The sequence below is a fragment of the Duganella sp. LjRoot269 genome (genome assembly GCF_964254095.1).
GTDB classification, from domain to species: Bacteria; Pseudomonadota; Gammaproteobacteria; order Burkholderiales; family Burkholderiaceae_D; genus Rugamonas; species Rugamonas hordei.
Genome location: NZ_CAXUSL020000001.1, coordinates 55,201 through 73,012, shown reverse-complemented (window position 1 = coordinate 73,012; position 17,812 = coordinate 55,201). Strand labels below are relative to the sequence as shown.

Genomic DNA, 17,812 nt, shown 5'->3' with positions numbered 1-17,812 from the left:
CCTCGATATCCGTATCAGGCGGCGACTGCCACCAGGATGTATTGCGGGGCCAGCGCGTCCTCGACCGCGATCTCCGGATCGACGCCGCTGGCCTGGGCCATCAGGCGTATCGCCGGCAGGTATTTGTCGCGCGCCGGTTCTTCCGGTATGCGCGAGCTGCCGCCGGCGATCTTGAAGCCCGACTGCAGGAACAGGTCGAGCATGGCGCCGCGCGTGAAGATGCGCTTGTGGCCTTTGTTCATCGCCGCGCCCTGGCCGTAGCGCAGGTCGCCGGCGTTGAGGCGGGCCTGAATGCTCCAGTGCTGGAAATTTTGGATGGCCGCGACCACGCGCCCGCCCGGCGCCATGTTGGAGCGGATTTTGGTCAGCACGGCCCACGGGTCGTTCATGTGTTCGAGCACCTCGCCGAGTATCCAGCAATCGGCCCCGCTCACGTGCGACCAGAACTCCGGGCTGGCGCTTTCGATATCCTGGTCGAACACGAAATCGCAATGCGGGCGGGCGGCGTTGGCCGGCGCAGGATCGCGCTCGATGCCGGTGTAGTTGCAGATCGGGTTGCGCTGGCGGTAGGCCTTGGCGAAGGCGCCGTCGTGGCAGCCGACGTCGACCAGCTTGCGGGCGTCGGCCGGCACCATGGACAGCAGGTCCTGGTTGATCTGCGCCGAGGCGGTGGGCAGGTCGTAGTGGTAGCCGCCGGTGCGGATCACGGTGCCCTGCCAGTCGTGCTTGAGGAAGACGCGCCTGGACTCGCGGCTGAAATCCTGGTCGACCCAGTCGACGGCCTCGATCAGGTGATGGGCGCCGGCGCGGTGAATGGCCAGCATGGTCTGGATCATCGGCGCGCCGTGCTTGATCGGCAGCGGCCACAAACGCGCCACGTCGAGATTGACCAGCATGCAGGCCGGGTGCAGATAGCGTATCGGGTTCGCGACGGGGTTCTCATAACCGCCTTCGCTGACGATGCGCAGGTGGCCGGCGCCGTACATGCCCGGCTTCAAATGGCTTTGCAGCGACTCGATGAAGCCGGGGTTGACCACTTCCACGTCCGAATCGAGGAACAGCACTTCGCCCTTCAACCCGAGGTTGTTGATGGCCCAGGTCATGCCGGGGCCATGGTGGATGTTGTAGCCGAACGGGATGAACTCGACGTTGTCGTAGCCGGCCGCCATGGCACGGATTTTTTCCGCGATGTCTGGATTGGAGCCGTCGATGATATACACGCGGTTAGGATAGAACTTGCGCAGCGACGACAGCAGCGCCTCGACCAGGTCGGGCGCGTTGTAGGAGACGGTGACGATGGGGATCTGCGAGGCCGGCAGGCGCGGGACATCTGGCTTCAGCACCGGAGCGGGCTGCGGCGCCAGGCGCGGCGCGGCCGGCTTGGCGATCTGCTGCAGTACCGCTTCCATGTTGCGCACGAAGCGCGGGCTGTCGAACAGCGCGCAGGTCAGGCGGTTGTCGATCAGCTGGCGCTTCATGGCGGCGATGCGCTGCGGATCGTGGGCCAGCGCGACGGCCTTCTCTTCATAGTCGGCGAAGTTGAAGGTGATCAGCTCCGGCAGGTCGACCGCCTTCAGCAGGCTGCCCGCCATGCGCGACGAGAAGGTGCGGCCGGCGCAGGTCAGCAGCGGCAGGCCGGCCCACAGCGCGTCGCTGGCGGTGGTGCCGGCGTTGAACGGGAAGGTGTCGAGGAACAGGTCGGCCAGCTGGTAGCGCGCCAGGTATTCGGCCGGCACGGCGCGGCTGTTGAAGATCAGGCGTTCGCGGGCCACGCCCGCCTGTTCGGCGTAGCGGTACAGGTTCTCGCGCACTTCCGGATAATCGGCCACCAGCCACAGCACGCTGTTGGGCACGCGGCGCAGGATGTTCATCCACACGTCGAACACGTCCGGCGTGAACTTGAAGTTGTTGTTGAACGAGCAGAAGACGAAGGCGTCTTGCGGCAGGTTGACCGAGGCGCGGGTCGGCGTGGGCGCGATCAGGCGCTGGCGGTCGTTGATCTGGAAAGTGTCCGGCAGGTACAGCGGCTTCTCGGTGAAGTCCTTGGTCATCTCCGGCGTGATCAGGAATTCGTCGGCCAGCACGTAGTCGATGCCGGGCAGGCCGGTGCTGCCGGGGAAGCCGAGATAGGTCAGCTGCACCGGCGCCGGGCGGAACGCCAGGATGTTCGGGCGCGCGCCCAGGGTCAGGCCGTGCAGGTCGACCAGGATGTCGATCTCGTGGGCGCGGATGGCGCGGGCGGCCTGCTCGTCGGTCATCTTGTCGATGCGGATGTAGTGGTCCATGGCCTTGACCACGCGGGCGCGGATCGGCGAGCCGTCCTCGCGGCTCCAGCTGAAGGCGTAGACCTCGAACTTGCTGCGGTCGTGCAGCTCATACAGCTCGGCGGTCAGGATCGACACCGCGTGCGAGCAGAAGTCCGACGACAGGTAGCCGATGCGCAGGCGCTGGTGGCCGTAGCCGTGGGCGCCGGTCAGCGGGGCGACGTTGGCGTTGACCTTTTCGGTGACGAAGCGGCGCGAGGCGGCCAGCTGCTGGGCCGGATCGGCGGACGCGCTGAGCATCGCCAGCGCCGACGTGCCCTCCATCATGGTGGCGACGGAGATGTGTTCGAGGCCGCTGTAGACGGGCCATTCGCACTGCTTCTGGCGCAGGTGGACCCAGTGCGTCATCACGTTGGCCTGCTTGGGATCGACGCGCAGGCTCAGTGCCAGCACGGCTTCCGCCTCCGGATAGCGCTTGCGGATCTCCAGCAGGCGGCCCAGGTTGTTGAGCGTCTGGATGTACAGCGAGGTGTTGGTCTTGATGTCGGGCTGGATCGGATCGGTGAGGATGGCGTTCCACATGGCCAGCGCATCGTCGGGACGGCCGGCGCGTTCGAGCAGCGAGCCGAGGTTCAGGCGGCCCTCGACGAAATCCGGATTGAGCGCGATGGCCTGGCGCAGCAGCGCCTCGGCGGCCGCATCGTCGCCCGCGGTGGACAGCACCACGGCCAGGTTGAAGCAGGCCGCATAGGCCATCGGCGACGGCGTGTGGGCGATCCAGGTGCGGTACAGCGCGATGGCGGCCGGCACCTGGCCGCTTTCCTGCAGCACGCCGGCGGCGCCGAACAGGTCGCCGATGGACAGCATCCCCTTGACGGCCATCGCCATGACGGTGCCGAGCGGGCTGGAATCGAAAGAAGCGGGTACGGCGGGAACTTGAACGGTCATAGCATGTATTCTAACCCGGGGCCGGTTCCAACCTGGGGTCAGTTCCGGCAATCTGCCACGCGTGGCAGATTGCCGGAACTGACCCCAGGTTGGAACCGGCCCCGCATTTTAGTTTTAGCGGTTCGGGACGCTGAACCAGGTGCCGGCGTTGTGGTCGGCGCCCGGGGTCTTGTCGCGCTGGGTATCGGTCCAGGCGGCTTGCAGGCCGTGGGCGGCGCGGTATTGACTCAGGGCCTGGGCCAGCGTGGTGTCGGCGCTCTGGGCCGGCGTCGTCAGCTGCGGCGCCGGGGCCGCGGGGGCTGCGGCGTGGCTGGCGGCGAAGCCGGCGATCGCGTTGCTCAGGCCGCTCACCTGCTGCTGCAGCGACGGCGCGCCGGTCGCGGCGCCTTTCTGCGCCAGGAACCAGACGTCGGCGCTGGCGTGCGTGCTGCCATCGGTGCCGGTGTAGCTCGACGTCAGGCCGATGGCGTTGCCGTTCTGTAGCGTCAGCGCGTTGTCGGCGTGCGTGGCGATGCCGGCGATGCCCAGCTGGCCCAGCGTCTTCAGCTCGTCCGCCTGGCTGACGCCGTCGGAGTTGCCGTCGACCCAGACCCGCAGCGCGCCGAAGCTGTGGTCGGCGGCCGTGATCTGGCCGTCGCCGTTGCTGTCGAGCGCCTGCAGCGCGGCGTAGCCGTTGGCCGCCTTGCCGCCGTCGGCCAGCGTGGTGGCGCTGCCGAACAGTTCGCCGCCGTCGTTGATGACGCCGTCGTTGTTGCGGTCCAGGGCCAGCAGGCCGTCGTGGGCGTCGACCCAGCCGGTGTTGACGGCCTTGCCGTCGCCGCGGATGTCGAACTGCACGCCGGCGGCGATGCTCAGCGTGCGCACGCCGTTGCCGTCCAGGTCCAGCACCAGCGGCGTGGCGTAGTTGGTCGACGAGGCGTTCAGCGCCATCGTCTGCGTGACCGTCATCGCCGCCACCTGGCCGCCGGTGAAGGCGTTGGCTTGCGTCACGCTCAGCGCGGTCAGGCCGGCGGTGGTCAGCGACGGCACCTGGCCGGCCGTGAATGCGGCGATCTGGTCGGTCGTGAAGACGATCAGCTGGCTGGTTTTCAGGCCGGCCACTTGCGTGTTGGTCAGGCCGGCGATCTGCGTCGTCGACAGGTAGCCGATCTGCGTCGCCGTCAGCGAGCCGAGCTGGCTGGTGGTCCAGGCGCCCAGCTGGTCGGTGGTGAAGGCGTTGATCTGGTCCACCGTCAGCGCGGCGATCTGGGCGTTCTTCAGCGCGGCCATCTGCTGCGTGGTGAAGGCGGCCGCCTGCGGGCCGGTCAGCGCGTTCAGCTGGGTGGTCGTCAGCGTCTGGATCTGCGACGTGGTCAGCGCCTGCAGCTGGTCGGTGCCGAACACGGCCATCTGGTCCACCGTCAGCGCGGTGATCTGGCTGAGCTTGATTGCGGCGACCTGGGCCGTGGTGAAGGACTGGATCTGGCTGTCCGACAGCGCGGCCAGCTGGGTGGTGGTCAGGTAGCCGACCTGCGCGGTGCGCAAGGCGCTGATCTGGCCGGTGCTCAAGGCGTACATCTGGTCGGCGGTCATCGCGCCCAGCTGGACGCTGGTCAGCGCCTGCACCTGGGCGGTGTTCAGCCCCGGCAGTTGCGTCACGTCGAGGCTGGATACCTGCAAGGTGCCCAGCGCGGCGACGTCCGCCGTGACCAGCGCGCCGATCTGGTTGGTCGACAGCGCGACCACCGCGGTCACGCTCAGCGCGGCCGCTTGCGCGGTGCTCAAGGCTGCGATCTGGTCGGTGCTGAAGACGGTGATCTGGCCCACGTCGATCGCGGCGACCTGCGCGGTCTTGAGGCCGCGCACCTGGTTGGTGGTCAGCGCCACGGTCTGGTCGGTGGACAGGCCGGTGAACTGGACGGCGGTCAGCGCGGCCATGTCCTGGGTGTCGAGGGCGGCGATCTGCGCGGTGTTCATCGCAGCCAGCTGGTCGGCGGTGAGCCACGGCATTTGCGCGGTGGACAGGCCGGTCATCTGGGCGGTGGCCAGGGCGACGATCTGATCGGTGCTCAGGCTGCTGGCCTGGACGGTGGTCAGCGCGGCGATCTGCGCGGTCTTCAGCGCGCCGATCTGGTCGGTGGTCAGCGCCAGGATGGCGTCGGTGCTCAGGCCGTAGGCCAGTTGCGCCGTGCCCAGCGCGGCGATGTGGTCGGTGTCGAGCGCCGCCACTTGCGCGGTCTGCAAGCCGGTGGACAGCTGGCGGGTGGTCAGCGCGGCCAGCTGCGTCGTGCTCAGCGCGTTCAACTGGTTGCTCGACAGCACGCCGATCTGGTCGCTGGTCAGGGCGGCGATCTGGCGGGTGGCCAGCGCGTTGAAGTCGACCGTCTCCAGTGCTGCGATCTGGTCGGTGGTGAGCGAGACGATCTGCTGCGTGGTCAGGGTCGATGCCTGGGCGGTGCCCAGCGCGACGATCTGGTCGGTGGTCAGCGCCTGCACCTGGCCGGTGCTCAGCAGCGAGGTTTGCGCGGTGCGCAGCGCGGTGAGCTGGTCGGTGGTCAGCGCGGAAATACCGTCGCTGCCCAGGCCGTAGACCAGCTGCACGGTGGTCAGCGCCGAGATGTGGGCGCTGTCCAGCGTGACCAGCTGCGCCGTGCTGAGGCCGTTGCTTAGCTGGCTGGTGGTCAGGGCCGCCTGTTCGGCGGTGGTCAGCGCGTTCAGCTGGTCGCTGTTCAGCGCGGCCACTTGCTGGCTGCCCAGGGCGACGATCTGGCGGGTGGCGAACGAGGCCAGGTCTTCCGTTTCCAGCGCGGCGATCTGGCCGGTGGTCAGCGCGGCGACCTGGCGCGTGGCCAGCGAGCTGGCTTGCGCGGTGGTCAGCGCGGCGATCTGGCCGGCGTTCAGGCCGGTGCTGATCTGGTCGGTGGTCAGCACCGTCAGTTGCGCGGTGGCCAGCGTTTGCAATTGGTCGGTGGTCAGCGACAGCAACTGGTCGCTGCCCAGTGTGACGAGCTGGGCCGTGGCCAGCGCGGCCAGGTCCGCCGTCTCCAGCGCGGCGACCTGGTCGCTGGTCAGCGCGGTCAGTTGCACGCTGGTCAGCGAGCGCGTCTGCGCCGTGGTCAGCGCGACGATCTGGTCGGTGGTCAGCGCGCCGAACTGGCTCGCTTGCAGGTTCTTGAGGGCGCTGGTGTTCAGTACGGCGAACTGGTCGGTATTGAGCGCGGTCAGTTGGGCCGTGCTCAGCGACGACAGCTGGACCGAGGTCAGCGCCGCGATTTGCGCGGTGCTCAGCTGGCTGAACTGGTCGCTGGTCAGCGAACCCAGCATTTGCGTGGTCAGCCCGGTGATGGCGCTGCTGGACAGCGCGTTCAGCTGGTCGCTGGTCAGCGCGGCGAACTGGTCGGAACGGAAGGCGGCCAGCTGGTTGCTGCGCAGCGCGACGAAGTCCATGGTGCTCAGCGCGGCGATCTGGCCGGTGCCGAGCGCGGCGATCTGCACGGTGCTCAGCGCCCCCACTTGCGCGGTGAGCAGCGCGGCGATCTGGTCGCCGTTGAGGGCGACGATCTGGTCGCTGGTCAGGCCGACGATCTGGGCCGTGGCCAGCGCTGCGATCAGGTCGGTGGTCAGCGCGCCCACATTGGCGGTGGCGATGGCGGCGATCTGCGCGGATTTCAGCGCGGCGAAATCGGCCGTTTCCAGCGCGTCCAGCTGGTTGCTGCTGAGCGCGGCCACTTGCGCGGTGCTGAGCGAGGCGACCTGCATGCTGCTCAGCGCCACCATCTGGTCGGTGGTGATCGCGCCGAACTGGGCGGCGTTGAGCGCGGCAATCTGCGTGCTCGACAGCGTGACGAAGTCGTCGGTGCTGAGGGCGGCGATCTGGTCGCTGGTGAGGGCGTTCAACTGGCGCGTGGCGATATTGTCCACCTGCAGCGTGGTCAAGCCGGCGATCTGGTCGGTGGTGAGCGAGGAAGCCTGCGCCGAGGTCAGCGCGTCGATCTGGGCGGTGGTCAGGTTTTGCAGCTGGTCCATCGTCAGCGAAATCAGCTGATTCGTGGTCAGCGCCTGCACCTGCGAAGTCTTCAACGCGGCCAGGTCATCGGTGCTCAGCGCCTGCAACTGGTCGGTGCTCAGCGCGGCGAGCTGGGCGGTCGCCAGCGCGGCGGCTTGCAGCGTGGTCAGCGCGCCGATCTGCGTCAGACCCAGCTGGGTGATCTGCAGCGTGCTCAGCGAGGTGAGCTGGGCGGTCAGCAGCGCGGCCAGGTCTTCCAGCTCCATCGCGCCCAACTGGTCGGAACTCAATGCGGCCAGTTGCGCCGTGGCCAGCTGGGACACTTGCTGCGTGGTCAGCTGGACGATCTGGTCGGTGCCCAGCGCGTGGAATTGCGCCGTGGTCAAGCCGTTGAGTTGGGTCGAACCCAGACTCTGGAACTGGTCGATCAGCAGCGAGTTCAACTGGTCGCTGGTCAACGCGGTAAATTGCGCTGCCTTCAGGGCCAGCAGGTCGTCGGTGTTGAGCGCCTGGATCTGGTCCGAGGTCAGCGCCTGCAGCTGGTTGCTGCTGAGCGATTGCGCCTGCGCCGTGGTCAGCGCGGCAACGCGGTCGACCGTCAACGATTGCACCTGGGCGGTGCCGAGTGCCGCGATCTGTGCGGTCTTCAGCGCGGCCAGGTCTTCCAGCTCGAGCGCGGCCAGTTGCTGCGTGGTCAGCGCGGCCACTTGCGCCGTGCTCAGCGACTGGTATTGCTGCGTCGTCAGTTCGATGATCTGGTCGCTGTTGAGCGACTGGAACTGCGTCGAGCTCATCGCGTTCAGCTGGGCGGCGCCCAGGGCCTGCACCTGGTCGATCACCAGCGCGGCGATCTGGTCGGTGGTCAGCGCGGCGATTTGCGCGGACCTCAGCATCAGCAGGTCGGCGGTGGTCAGTACCCGCACCTGGTCGGTGCTCAGCGCGGCCACTTGCGCGGTCGCCAGGCTGCCCGCTTGCGCCGTGGTCAGCGCTGCGACCTGGTCGGTGGTCAGCTCGGTCACCTGAGCGGTGGTCAGGGCGACGATCTGCGAGGTCTTCATCGCGGCCAGGTCTTCCAGCTCCAGCGCCCGCAGCTGGTCGCTGTTCAGGACGGCGACGCCGGCCGTGCTCAGGCTGCCGATCTGGCGGGTGGTCAGGGCGACGATTTGCGCGGTGTTCAGCGCGGCGATCTGGTCGGTCGTCAGGCCGCCGACCTGGGTCGGCGTCAGTGCCTGGATCTGGTCGGTGGTCAGGTTGCTCAGCATGCCCAGCGCGCCCAGTTGCGCGGCGCTCAGCGCGGCAAAGTCGGCCGTGCTCAACGCGGCGATCTGGTCGGTGGTCAGCGAGGACAGCTGGCCGGTTGTCATTGAACTGACCTGGAGGCTGGTCAGCGCGGCGATCTGGTCGGTGCTCAGCAGCTGCACTTGCGCGGTCTTCAGCGCGGCGATCTGCGTGGTTTTCAGCGCGATGACTTCATCGGTGTTCAGCGCGGCCAGCTGGGTGGCCGTCAGGCTGGCGACCTGGCCGGTGGCCAGCGCCGCCACTTGCAGCGTGGTCAGCGAGGTGATCTGCGAGGTCAGCAGGCCCTGGAATTGCGCCGTGCTCAGTGACGACAGCTGCGCCGCCGTCATCGCCTGCAGCTGGTCGGTCGACAGCGCATCCAGCTGGTCGGTGTTCAGCGCCAGCAGTTGCGAGGTCTTCAGCGCGGCCAGGTCCTGGCTTTCCAGCGCGAGCATCTGGCCGTTGGTCAGCGACGCCACTTGCGCGGTGGTCAGGTTGGCGACTTGCGTGACGCTCAGGCCGGCGATCTGGTCGCTGTTCAGCAGCACCAGTTGATCGGTGCTCAGCGCGGCGACCTGCTGGGTCTTGAACGCGGCCAGGTCTTGCGTTTCCAGCGCGGCCAGCTGGTCGGCGGTCATCGCGCGCACTTGCGCGGTGGCCAGGCTGCCCGCTTGCAGCGTGTTCAGCGCGACGATCTGGTCGGTGGTGAGCGACTTGAACTGGGCGCTGCTCAGCGCCGCCATTTGCGTGGCGGTCAGCACGCGGAACTGGTCGGTGCCCAGTGCATCGAGCTGGTCGGTAGTCAGCGCGGCCAGTTGCGCGGTTTTCAGCGCCACGATGTCGGCGCTGGAGAGCACGGCGACTTGCGCGGTGCCCAGCGCGGCGGTCTGGCGCGTGCTCAGGCTGGATACCTGCAGGGTGGTCAGCGCGGCGGCCTGGGCGGTGCTCAGGCTGGCGATGACGTCGGTGCTCAGCGCGGCGAATTGTGCGGTTTTCAGCGCGGCGAAGTCCTGGCTTTCCAGCGCGTTCACCTGGTCGCTGCTGAGGGCGGCGATCTGCTGCGTGGTCAGGTTGCCGACCTGCGCGGTGCTCAGCGCGGCGATCTGGTCGCTGTTCAGCGCGACGATCTGCGCGGTCTTGAGGGCGGCGATCTGCGCCGTCTTCATCAGCGACAGCGTCTGCGTGCCCAGGGCCACCAGCTGGTCGCTGGTCAACAGCGCCACTTGCGCGGTGCCCAGCGACGACACTTGCGTCGTGCTCATGGCGGCGATCTGCGTGGTGTTCAGCGTCGCCAGCTGCGAGGTGCTCAGGCCGTTGAGCTGAATCGTGGTCAGCGAAGCCACCTGGTCGCTGGTCAGCGCGTTCAACTGGTCGCTGCCCAGGCCGATTACTTGCGAGGTCTTCAGCGAGGCCAGGTCGCGCGTTTCCATCGCCACCAGTTGGTCGCTGGTCAGCGATAGCAGCTGGCGCGAGCTCAGGCCGGCATATTGGGCGGTGCTCAGCGCAACGATCTGGTCGGTGCTCAGCAGCTTGATCTGGGTGGTGCCGAGGGCGGCCAGTTGCGCGGTTTTCAGCGCGGCCAGGTCTTCGGTTTCGATCGCCAGCAGTTGGTCGGTCGACAGCGCGGCCACTTGCTGCGTGGTCAGGCTGGATGCTTGCGCGGTGGTCAGCGCGACGATCTGGTCGGTGGTCAGCGCGGCCACTTGTTTGGTGGTCAGCGCCGCGGTCTGCAGCGTTTTCAGCGCCTGCAGCTGGGTGGTGGTCAGCGCGGCGACGGCGGACGTGCCGAGGCCGGCGATCTGGTTGGATTTCAGCGCGCCCAGGTCTTGCGTTTCCATCGCGGCCAGTTGGTCGGTCGACAGCAGCGCCAGTTGTTGCGTGCTCAGGGTGGACGCTTGCGCGGTGGTCAGCGCGACGATCTGGTCGGTGGTGATGGCGGCGACCTGTTTCGACGACAGCGCGTTCAGCTGCGACGATTTCAGCGCGGCCCAGTCGGCCGTGGTCAGCACGGCGATCTGCTCGGTCAGCAGGTAGCCGACCTGAGCGGTGCTGAGGGCGTTCACTTGCAGCGTGGTCAGCGCACCGAGCTGGCTGGAGCTCAGTACCTGGATCTGGTCCGATGTCAGTTGCGCGATCTGCGTGGTTTGCAGCGCGGCGACCTGGCCCGGCGTCAGCGTGGCGATGGCCTTGGTGCCCAGGCCCAGCAGCTGGCTGGTCTTCAGCGCGGCGAAGTCCTGGGTTTCCATGGCGCCCAGCTGGTCGCTGCTCAGCGCGTTCAGTTGGACGGGCGTCAGCGCGCCGGCTTGCGCGGTGGTCAGCGCGACGATCAGGTCGGTGCTCAGCGCGGCGATCTGCAATGAGGTCAGCGCTGCGATCTGCGCGGTCTTCAGCGCGGCAAAGTCGACGGTTTCCAGCGCGTTCAGCTGGTCGGTCGACAGCGCGGCGATTTCACGGGTGGTCAACTGGCTCGCCTGCAGCGTGGTCAGCGCGACGATCTGGTCGGTCGTCAGCGCGGCGACCTGGGCGGTGGTGAAGCTGCCCAGCTGGATGCTGCTCAGCGTGGCGAACTGTGCGGTGGTCAGCGCGGCGACGGCGGCGGTGCCGAGCGCGGCGGCTTGCTGCGATTTGAGCGCCAGCAAGTCCTGGGTTTCCATCGCGGCGACCTGGTCGGAACTGAGCGCGGCCACTTGCTGGGTGCCCAGCGATGCGAACTGCGCGGTGCCGAGGGCGACGATCTGCGCCGTGCCCAGCGCGGCGATCAGGCTGGTGCCGAGGGCGGCAAGCTGGGAGCTCTTCAGCGCGGCGACGTCGCGGGTTTCCAGCGCGGCGATGGCGTTGCTGCCCAGCGCGGCGACCTGGCGGGTGGTCAGCGCACCGGCTTGGGCGGTGGTCAGGCTGACGATCTGGTCGGTGTCCAGCGCGTTCAGTTGCTGGGTCGACAGCGCGGCCAGCTGCGCCGTGGTCAATGCGGCGATCTGGTCGGTGCCCAGGCTGTGGACATTGCTGGTGCTCAGGCCGGCCAGCTGCTGGGTTTTCAGCGCGGCCAGGTCCTGGCTTTGCATCGCGGTCAACTGGTCGCTGGACAGGGCCGCCAGTTGCAGCGAGCTCAGCGCGGCGGCTTGGGCCGTGGTCAGTGCGACGATCTGGTCGGTGGTCAGCGAGGCGATCAGGCCGGTGCCCATGGCGACCAGCGATTGCGAGCGCAGCGCGGCGAAGTTGGCGGTGCCCATCGCGGCCAGCTGCTTGGTCGACAGCGCGGCCACTTGCTGCGTGCCCAGGCCGACGACCTGGTTCGAGCTCAGCACGGAGATCTGGTCGGTGTCCAGCGCCGCCAGTTGCGAGCTCTTCAGCGCGCCGATCTGCAGCGTGGTCAATGCGGCGACCTGGTCGGTGCCGAGCGCGGCGATGCCGTTGCTGGCGATGGCGGCGATCTGGTGGGTTTTCAGCGCGGCCAGGTCCGCCGTTTCCAGCGCGGCGATCAAGCTGGTGCCGAGCGAGGCCATCTGCTGCGTGGTCAGGTTCGAGGCTTGCGCGGTGGTCAGCGCCTGCAGCTGGGCGGTGCCCAGCGCATTGACCTGGGCCGTGCTCATGGCGGCGAACTGCGAGGATTTCATCGCCGCGATGTCGCGCGTTTCGATGGCGGCGATCTGGTCGGAGGTCAGCGCGAGCACTTGCTGGGTGCCCAGCGCGCCAACCTGGGCGGTGGTCAGCGCGACGATCTGGTCGGTGCTCAGGCCGCGTACCTGGCTGGTTTTCAGCGCGGCGACCTGGGCCGTGCTCAGCGCGGCGATCTGGTCGGTGCTGAGCACGGCGGTGGTGCTGGTGTTGAGCGCGTTAAGCTGCTGGCTTTTCAGCGCGGCGAAGTCCTGGGTTTCCATCGCGGCCAGCTGGGTGCTGGACATCTGCGACAGCTGCAGCGTGGTCAGCGCGGCCGTTTGCGCGGTGGTCAGCGCGACGATCTGGTCGGTGCTCAGCGCGGCGAATTGCTTGGTGGTCAGCGCGGCGATCTGCGTGGTCTTCAACGCGGCAAAGCCGCCGGTGCCCAGCGCGGCCAGCTGGTCGCTGCCGAGGGCGCCGATCTGCTGGGTCGCCAGGCTGCCGGCCTGGGCGGTGCTCAAGGCGGCCACCTGGCCGGTGGTCAGCGCGCCAAGCAGGCTGGTGCCGAGGGCGACCAGCTGCTGCGTGGCCAGCGCGGCGATGTCTTCGGTGTCGAAGCTGGTCAGCTGGCCGGTGGTCAGTGCTGCGATCTGGCTGGTCTTCAGGGCGGCGCTCTGGCTGCTGCCCAGCGCTGCGATCTGGTCGGTGCGCAGGCCGCGCAGCTGCTGGGTGCTGAGCGAGGCCAGCGCTTGCGTCTTCAGCGCGGCGATGTCGCCGGTGCCGAGCAGGGCCAGCTGTCCGCTGCCCAGCGTGGCCAGTTGAGCGGTCGCCAGCGCGGCGAACTGGGTGGTGGTCAGGCCGTTGACCAGCTGGTTGGTCGTCAGGCTGAGCAACTGCCCGGTCGACAGCGCCTGGATTTGTTGGGTGGTGATGCCATACCCGAGCTGCTGGGTGTTCAGCGCCTGCAGGTTCTGCGTGGACAGCGCGCGCAGCTGGTTGGTACCAAAGTAGCCGAGCTGCTCGGTGCTCCATGCGGTCATTTGCAGGGTCGTGAGCAGTTGCATGTCCGCAGTCGTCAGCGCGGCGATCTGCGTGGACTGCAGGCTGACGATTTGGTCGGTGGTTAAACCAGGTACGAGTGATGGCATGTTAAGTAATCTCCTTACGGAAATATATCTTACCGCCAAACGGCCTCATAAAGAGAGAAGAGCCCTAAAAGTAGTGTAAATCTTGGTCTGAAAACAATGACTTAGCGCGTTTTATGTCATCAGATTGTCATCAATTCTCACCGTTAAAATAATCATTTAGGAAACACTGTAAGATCATGTTTCGTGATTAACCCAGAACTAGCCTGCCATGCTGCTGACGCCCGCCACATTTTCCCCCATGATCCGCCCGCAAGACCATGCGCGACCGTTGACTTTTGTGTTCCATCGCGGGGAGTTGCTTTTGCGCAACGAAATCCTGGGTTTGCCGGACCCGGATGCGGTGGCGGCGCTGAATTTGCCTGCCGAACGCGTGCACGCGCTGGGCGTCTGGGAGGGCCGCTACTACCAGCTGGCGTGGCTGGAGCAGCCCGAGCTGCCGGGGCCGGACTACGGTTATCACGGCCTGCGCTCGCTGTTCGGCGTGGTGGACGACGGCTTCCTCGGGCTGGCCGGACGGGCGTTCCAGCTGGCCGAATGGGCGCGCACGCATCGCTACTGCGGCGTCTGCGCGACGCCGATGGCGCAGCTGGAGGGCGAGCGCTGCTACAAATGCCCGAACTGCGGCCACTCCGCCTATCCGCGCATCTCGCCGGCGATGATGGTGCTGATCCGCAAGGGCGACTCGGTGCTGCTGGCCATGCACACCAATTCGCCGTACAAGCGCTACACGGCGCTGGCCGGGTTCCTGGAGGCGGGCGAGTCGATCGAGGAAGCGATCCACCGCGAGGTGTACGAGGAAGTCGGGCTGCGGGTGCACAACCTGAAATACTTCGGCAGCCAGTCGTGGCCGTTTCCGCATTCGCTGATGATCGCCTACACCGCCGACTATCTCGATGGCGAAATCCGCGTCGACGAAAGCGAAATCGCCGACGCGCGCTGGTTCGGGCCGGACGATGAATGGCCGGACTTGCCGATCACGGTATCGATCGCGGCGCAGCTCTTAAAGGCTAACCGACCCCAACGCCAGTCCTGATGCGGTGCCGGCATTTTCTATATACTGTCGGCAATCGTAAAAAAAAGGTGTTTCATCATGTCTCATAAAGAATTCTCGGAAGGCGACTGGCGCCGTCTGATCGCCAGTTTCGGCGAAGATCCGGACCGTCCCGGCCTGCTGGAAACGCCCGCCCGCGTCAGCAAGGCATGGAAACACTGGACCTCCGGCTACGGCCAGGACCCGGTCGAGCTGTTGAAGGCGTTTGAGGACGGCGCCGAGCAATACAACGAATTGATCGTGGTGCGCGGCATCCCGGTCTACAGCCACTGCGAACACCACCTGGCGCCGTTCTTCGGCAAGGCCACGGTCGGCTATGTCCCGAACGGCAAGATCGTCGGCCTGTCCAAGCTGACCCGCCTGGTGGACTGCTTCGCCAAGCGCCTGCAGGTGCAGGAACGCATGACCATGCAGATCGCCAATGCGCTGATGGAAGTGCTGGAGCCGAAGGCGGTCGGCGTGGTGGTCAAGTGCCGCCACCTGTGCATGGAAAGCCGCGGCATCCGCACGCCGGGCGAGGAAACCGTCACCTCCGCGATGCTCGGCGAGCTGCAGCCCAATCTGGCGATGCGCACGGAGTTCCTGGCCCTGGCGCGCGAGTCGTAAGCAACATGGCGGCGATCGAATGGCAGCACGGCGGCCTGGATGCCGTTTTCGCACTGGCGCGTGAACAGCGGCGTCCGGTATTCCTGTACTGGGGCGCGGTCTGGTGCCCGCCGTGCAACCGGGTCAAGGCCGACATCTTTGCCCGCGACGAATTCATCGCGCGCTCGCGCCAGGTGCTGTGCGTGCACGTGGATGGCGACAGCCCCGGCGCGCAGGCGCTGGCTGAGCGGTACAAGTTGCGCAGCTATCCAACGCTGGTGCTGTACGCGCCGGACGGCGGCGAAATCACGCGTCTGCCGTGCGAGCTGGACGGCGAATTGTTCGTCGCCGCGCTCGACGAGGCGCTGGCCGTGCATGGGGCCGGATCGTCGGCCGCGCCGGCGCTGCAAGCGGCGCTGTCGGGTGAGCGGACGCTCAGCGCGGGCGAATGGTCGCTGCTGAGCCATTATTCCTGGGACACCGACGAAGGCCAGCTGCTGGGCGCGCGCGATCTGGCGGCGACCCTGCTGGCGCTGGTGCGCGTTTGCGACTCCGCGGATGCGGCGGCGCGCCTCGGCCTGCACGCGCAACTGGCTGCCGCCGGCAAGGACGTCGACGCGGCGGCCAACGCTGGCGCCTTGCTGGCGGTATTTGCGGACGCGCGGTTGGCGCGATCCAATATGGACATCCTCGGCAACAGCGGCATCAACCTGATCAAGCATGCCAGCCGGCGCGAGGAGCTGGTGGCCGCGCTGGGCGGCGCTGCCGCGCAATGGGCCGACGATTTCTGGCTCAGCGCCTCGGACCGTCTGACGGCGGTGCGCCTGCAGATGCGGCTGGCGCGCCTGGTGGCGCCGACGCAGGGCTTGCAGGAGCAGGTGCGTGAGCGGGTCGAGCAGGCATTGGCGGAATCGACCGATCCGTATGAGCGCCACACGCTGGTCAACACAGCGGTCAGCGCGTTGAACGATGCGGGCCTGGCGGCGCAGGCCGAGCAAGTGCTGCTGGCCGAACTGCCGCGTTCGCATTCACCGTATTATTTCATGCTGAGCCTGGCGTCCAGCGCCAAGCGGCGTGGCGACACAGCGGGCGTGCTGGAGTGGTACGGCAAGGCTGCGCAAGCGGCGGTCGGTCCGGCGACGCGGCTGCAATGGAGCGTCACCTACCTGCTCAGCCTGTTGGACTTGGCGCCGCAGGACAGCGCCCGCATCGCGCAAGCGAAGCTGGCGCTGGAAGCCGACATCGCCGCCGCCGGCGCCGATGCCCATCATCAACGCAACCGGTCGCAACTCCAAAAAATCAGCGCTTGAACTCGGCGCCTTCTTTCCACTGGGGCGCGTCCTTGCCTTGGGCGGCCTGGTAGCCGGCCTGGAACAGCAGTTCGATGTCTTCCACCGCGCCGCGCGGGTCCCATTTGGGGTCCACCACGTCGTTGACCGTGTGGTAGCGCTGGGTAGCATATTGCAGCAGCTTGTCGCGGCCGTAGTTGGCAGGCTTGCCGACGAAGTCCACGCTCTTGCCCAGGAAGATCACCGGCACGCCGGCCTTGGCCAGCTCGAACTGGTCGCCACGATAGAAGGTGCCCTGGTCGGTGTTGCTGTCCGCACGGACAGCGCGGCCCTGTCCGCGCGCGATGTTCGCCACGATGGCGTCCGCGGTCGATTTGCCCATGCCGCGCAGCTCCACCGTGCGCGTGCGGCCCCACACATTCATGCTGTCGAGATTGATGTCGAGCAGCGTCTTGTTCAACGGGTACAGCGGATTGCGCGCGTAGTATTTGGCGCCCAGCAGGCCGCGCTCCTCGCCGGTCGTCAGCAGGAACACGATGGTGCGCTTGGGTGCGACCTGCAACGCCTTGTAGGCCTTGGCGATTTCCAGCAAGGCGGCCACGCCGGTGGCGTTGTCCTGCGCGCCATGGAAGATCTGCTGCGTGCGCGTTCCCGGCAGGCTCTCGTCGATGCCGAAATGATCCCAGTGCGCGGTGTAGAGGATGACCTCGTTTTTCAGCTGCGGATCCGACCCGGGTATCCTGGCCACGACGTTGTGCGACGGCAGTTCGCGCCATGCGTTGAGCTCGGTCACGTTCAGCTTGACGCCCAGCGGCACCGGCTTGAAGCTGCGCGACGCCGCCTGCTTCTTCAGCGCCTCGAAATCCTGGCCTGCGGTCTTGAACAGATCGCGCGCGCGGTCGCCTTGCAGCCAGCCCGGTACCGCCGGAAAGTCCGGCAGCGGCGTCTTGCTCTTGATGGTGAAGTTTTCGCGGTCCCAGCTGTTGCGCACCACTTCCCATGGATACGTCGCGGCCTTGGTCTCGTGCACGACCAGCGCGGCGGCGGCGCCCATCTTCGCCGCCATCTCGAACTTGTAGGTCCAGCGGCCGTAGTAGCTCATGGTGCTGCCGCCGAAGACGGCCGGGTCCAGTTGCGACGGCTTTTTCGGGTCCGGTACCGGCGGGTCGTTGATCAGCATGACCAGCGTCTTGCCCTTCAGGTCGACGCCCTTGTAGTCGTCCCACTGGAATTCCGGCGCCTGCACGCCGTAGCCGACAAACACCAGCTCCGAGTTGCCGACCTCGATTTTCTTTTCCATGCGGGCGGTCCACGCAACGTAGTCGTCGCCGAATTTCAGCGGCGTGACCTGCCCGTCCTTGCTGTAACTTAGCGTTGGATGGCTGGAGATGCCGACCATAGGCACCGTTTGCAGATAGGTTCCGTCCGGGTTGCCCGGCTCCAGGCCCATCCGTTTGAACTGCTGCAGCAGATAATCGACGGTAACGGTTTCGCCATGCGTGCCGGGTGCGCGGCCCTCGAACTCGTCCGACGCCAAGGTCGTTACGTGCTCCAGCCAGGTGGCGCCATCGATCTTTTGCAGAGCGGCCTCGACTGGCGACAGTTTGGCCGCCTGGGTAGGGCCGGCACACAAGGCCAGCAGCGCCATCGGCAGGAGCAGTTTCATG

General features: G+C 67.1%; 6 protein-coding genes. 3 read left to right on the top strand and 3 right to left on the bottom strand.

The window, feature by feature from the left end; genetic code table 11:
- Window positions 1–14: 14 nt before the first annotated feature.
- A complete protein-coding gene (locus ACSQ3S_RS00270; RefSeq protein WP_436141269.1) occupies window positions 15–3,212 on the bottom strand; it encodes an O-linked N-acetylglucosamine transferase family protein in 3,198 nt (1,065 codons plus the stop codon).
- Window positions 3,213–3,326: 114 nt separating this feature from the next.
- Complete coding sequence (locus ACSQ3S_RS00265; protein WP_436141268.1) at window positions 3,327–13,220, bottom strand: beta strand repeat-containing protein; 9,894 nt, start codon at window positions 13,218–13,220, stop codon at window positions 3,327–3,329.
- Window positions 13,221–13,428: 208 nt separating this feature from the next.
- Between ACSQ3S_RS00265 and nudC the strand changes: the two genes are divergently transcribed.
- From nudC to ACSQ3S_RS00250, 3 genes are read left to right on the top strand one after another with little or no spacing between them, the layout of a single operon-like run.
- Window positions 13,429–14,253: an NAD(+) diphosphatase gene (gene nudC, locus ACSQ3S_RS00260; RefSeq protein WP_436141267.1), complete on the top strand. Its 825-nt coding sequence runs from the start codon at window positions 13,429–13,431 to the stop codon at window positions 14,251–14,253.
- Between the two features lie 57 nt (window positions 14,254–14,310).
- The gene (gene folE, locus ACSQ3S_RS00255; protein WP_161097328.1) at window positions 14,311–14,877 is read left to right on the top strand and encodes a GTP cyclohydrolase I FolE; all 567 of its coding nucleotides are present in this window, start codon (window positions 14,311–14,313) and stop codon (window positions 14,875–14,877) included.
- A 5-nt stretch (window positions 14,878–14,882) separates the two neighbouring features.
- Window positions 14,883–16,166, top strand: coding sequence for a thioredoxin family protein (locus tag ACSQ3S_RS00250; RefSeq protein ID WP_436141266.1), 1,284 nt, complete (start codon window positions 14,883–14,885; stop codon window positions 16,164–16,166).
- On the opposite strand, the gene ACSQ3S_RS00245 is transcribed toward ACSQ3S_RS00250, so the two are convergent.
- Complete coding sequence (locus ACSQ3S_RS00245) at window positions 16,156–17,811, bottom strand: M20/M25/M40 family metallo-hydrolase (RefSeq protein ID WP_436141265.1); 1,656 nt, start codon at window positions 17,809–17,811, stop codon at window positions 16,156–16,158. The genes ACSQ3S_RS00250 and ACSQ3S_RS00245 overlap by 11 nt on opposite strands.
- Window position 17,812 lies beyond the last annotated feature (1 nt).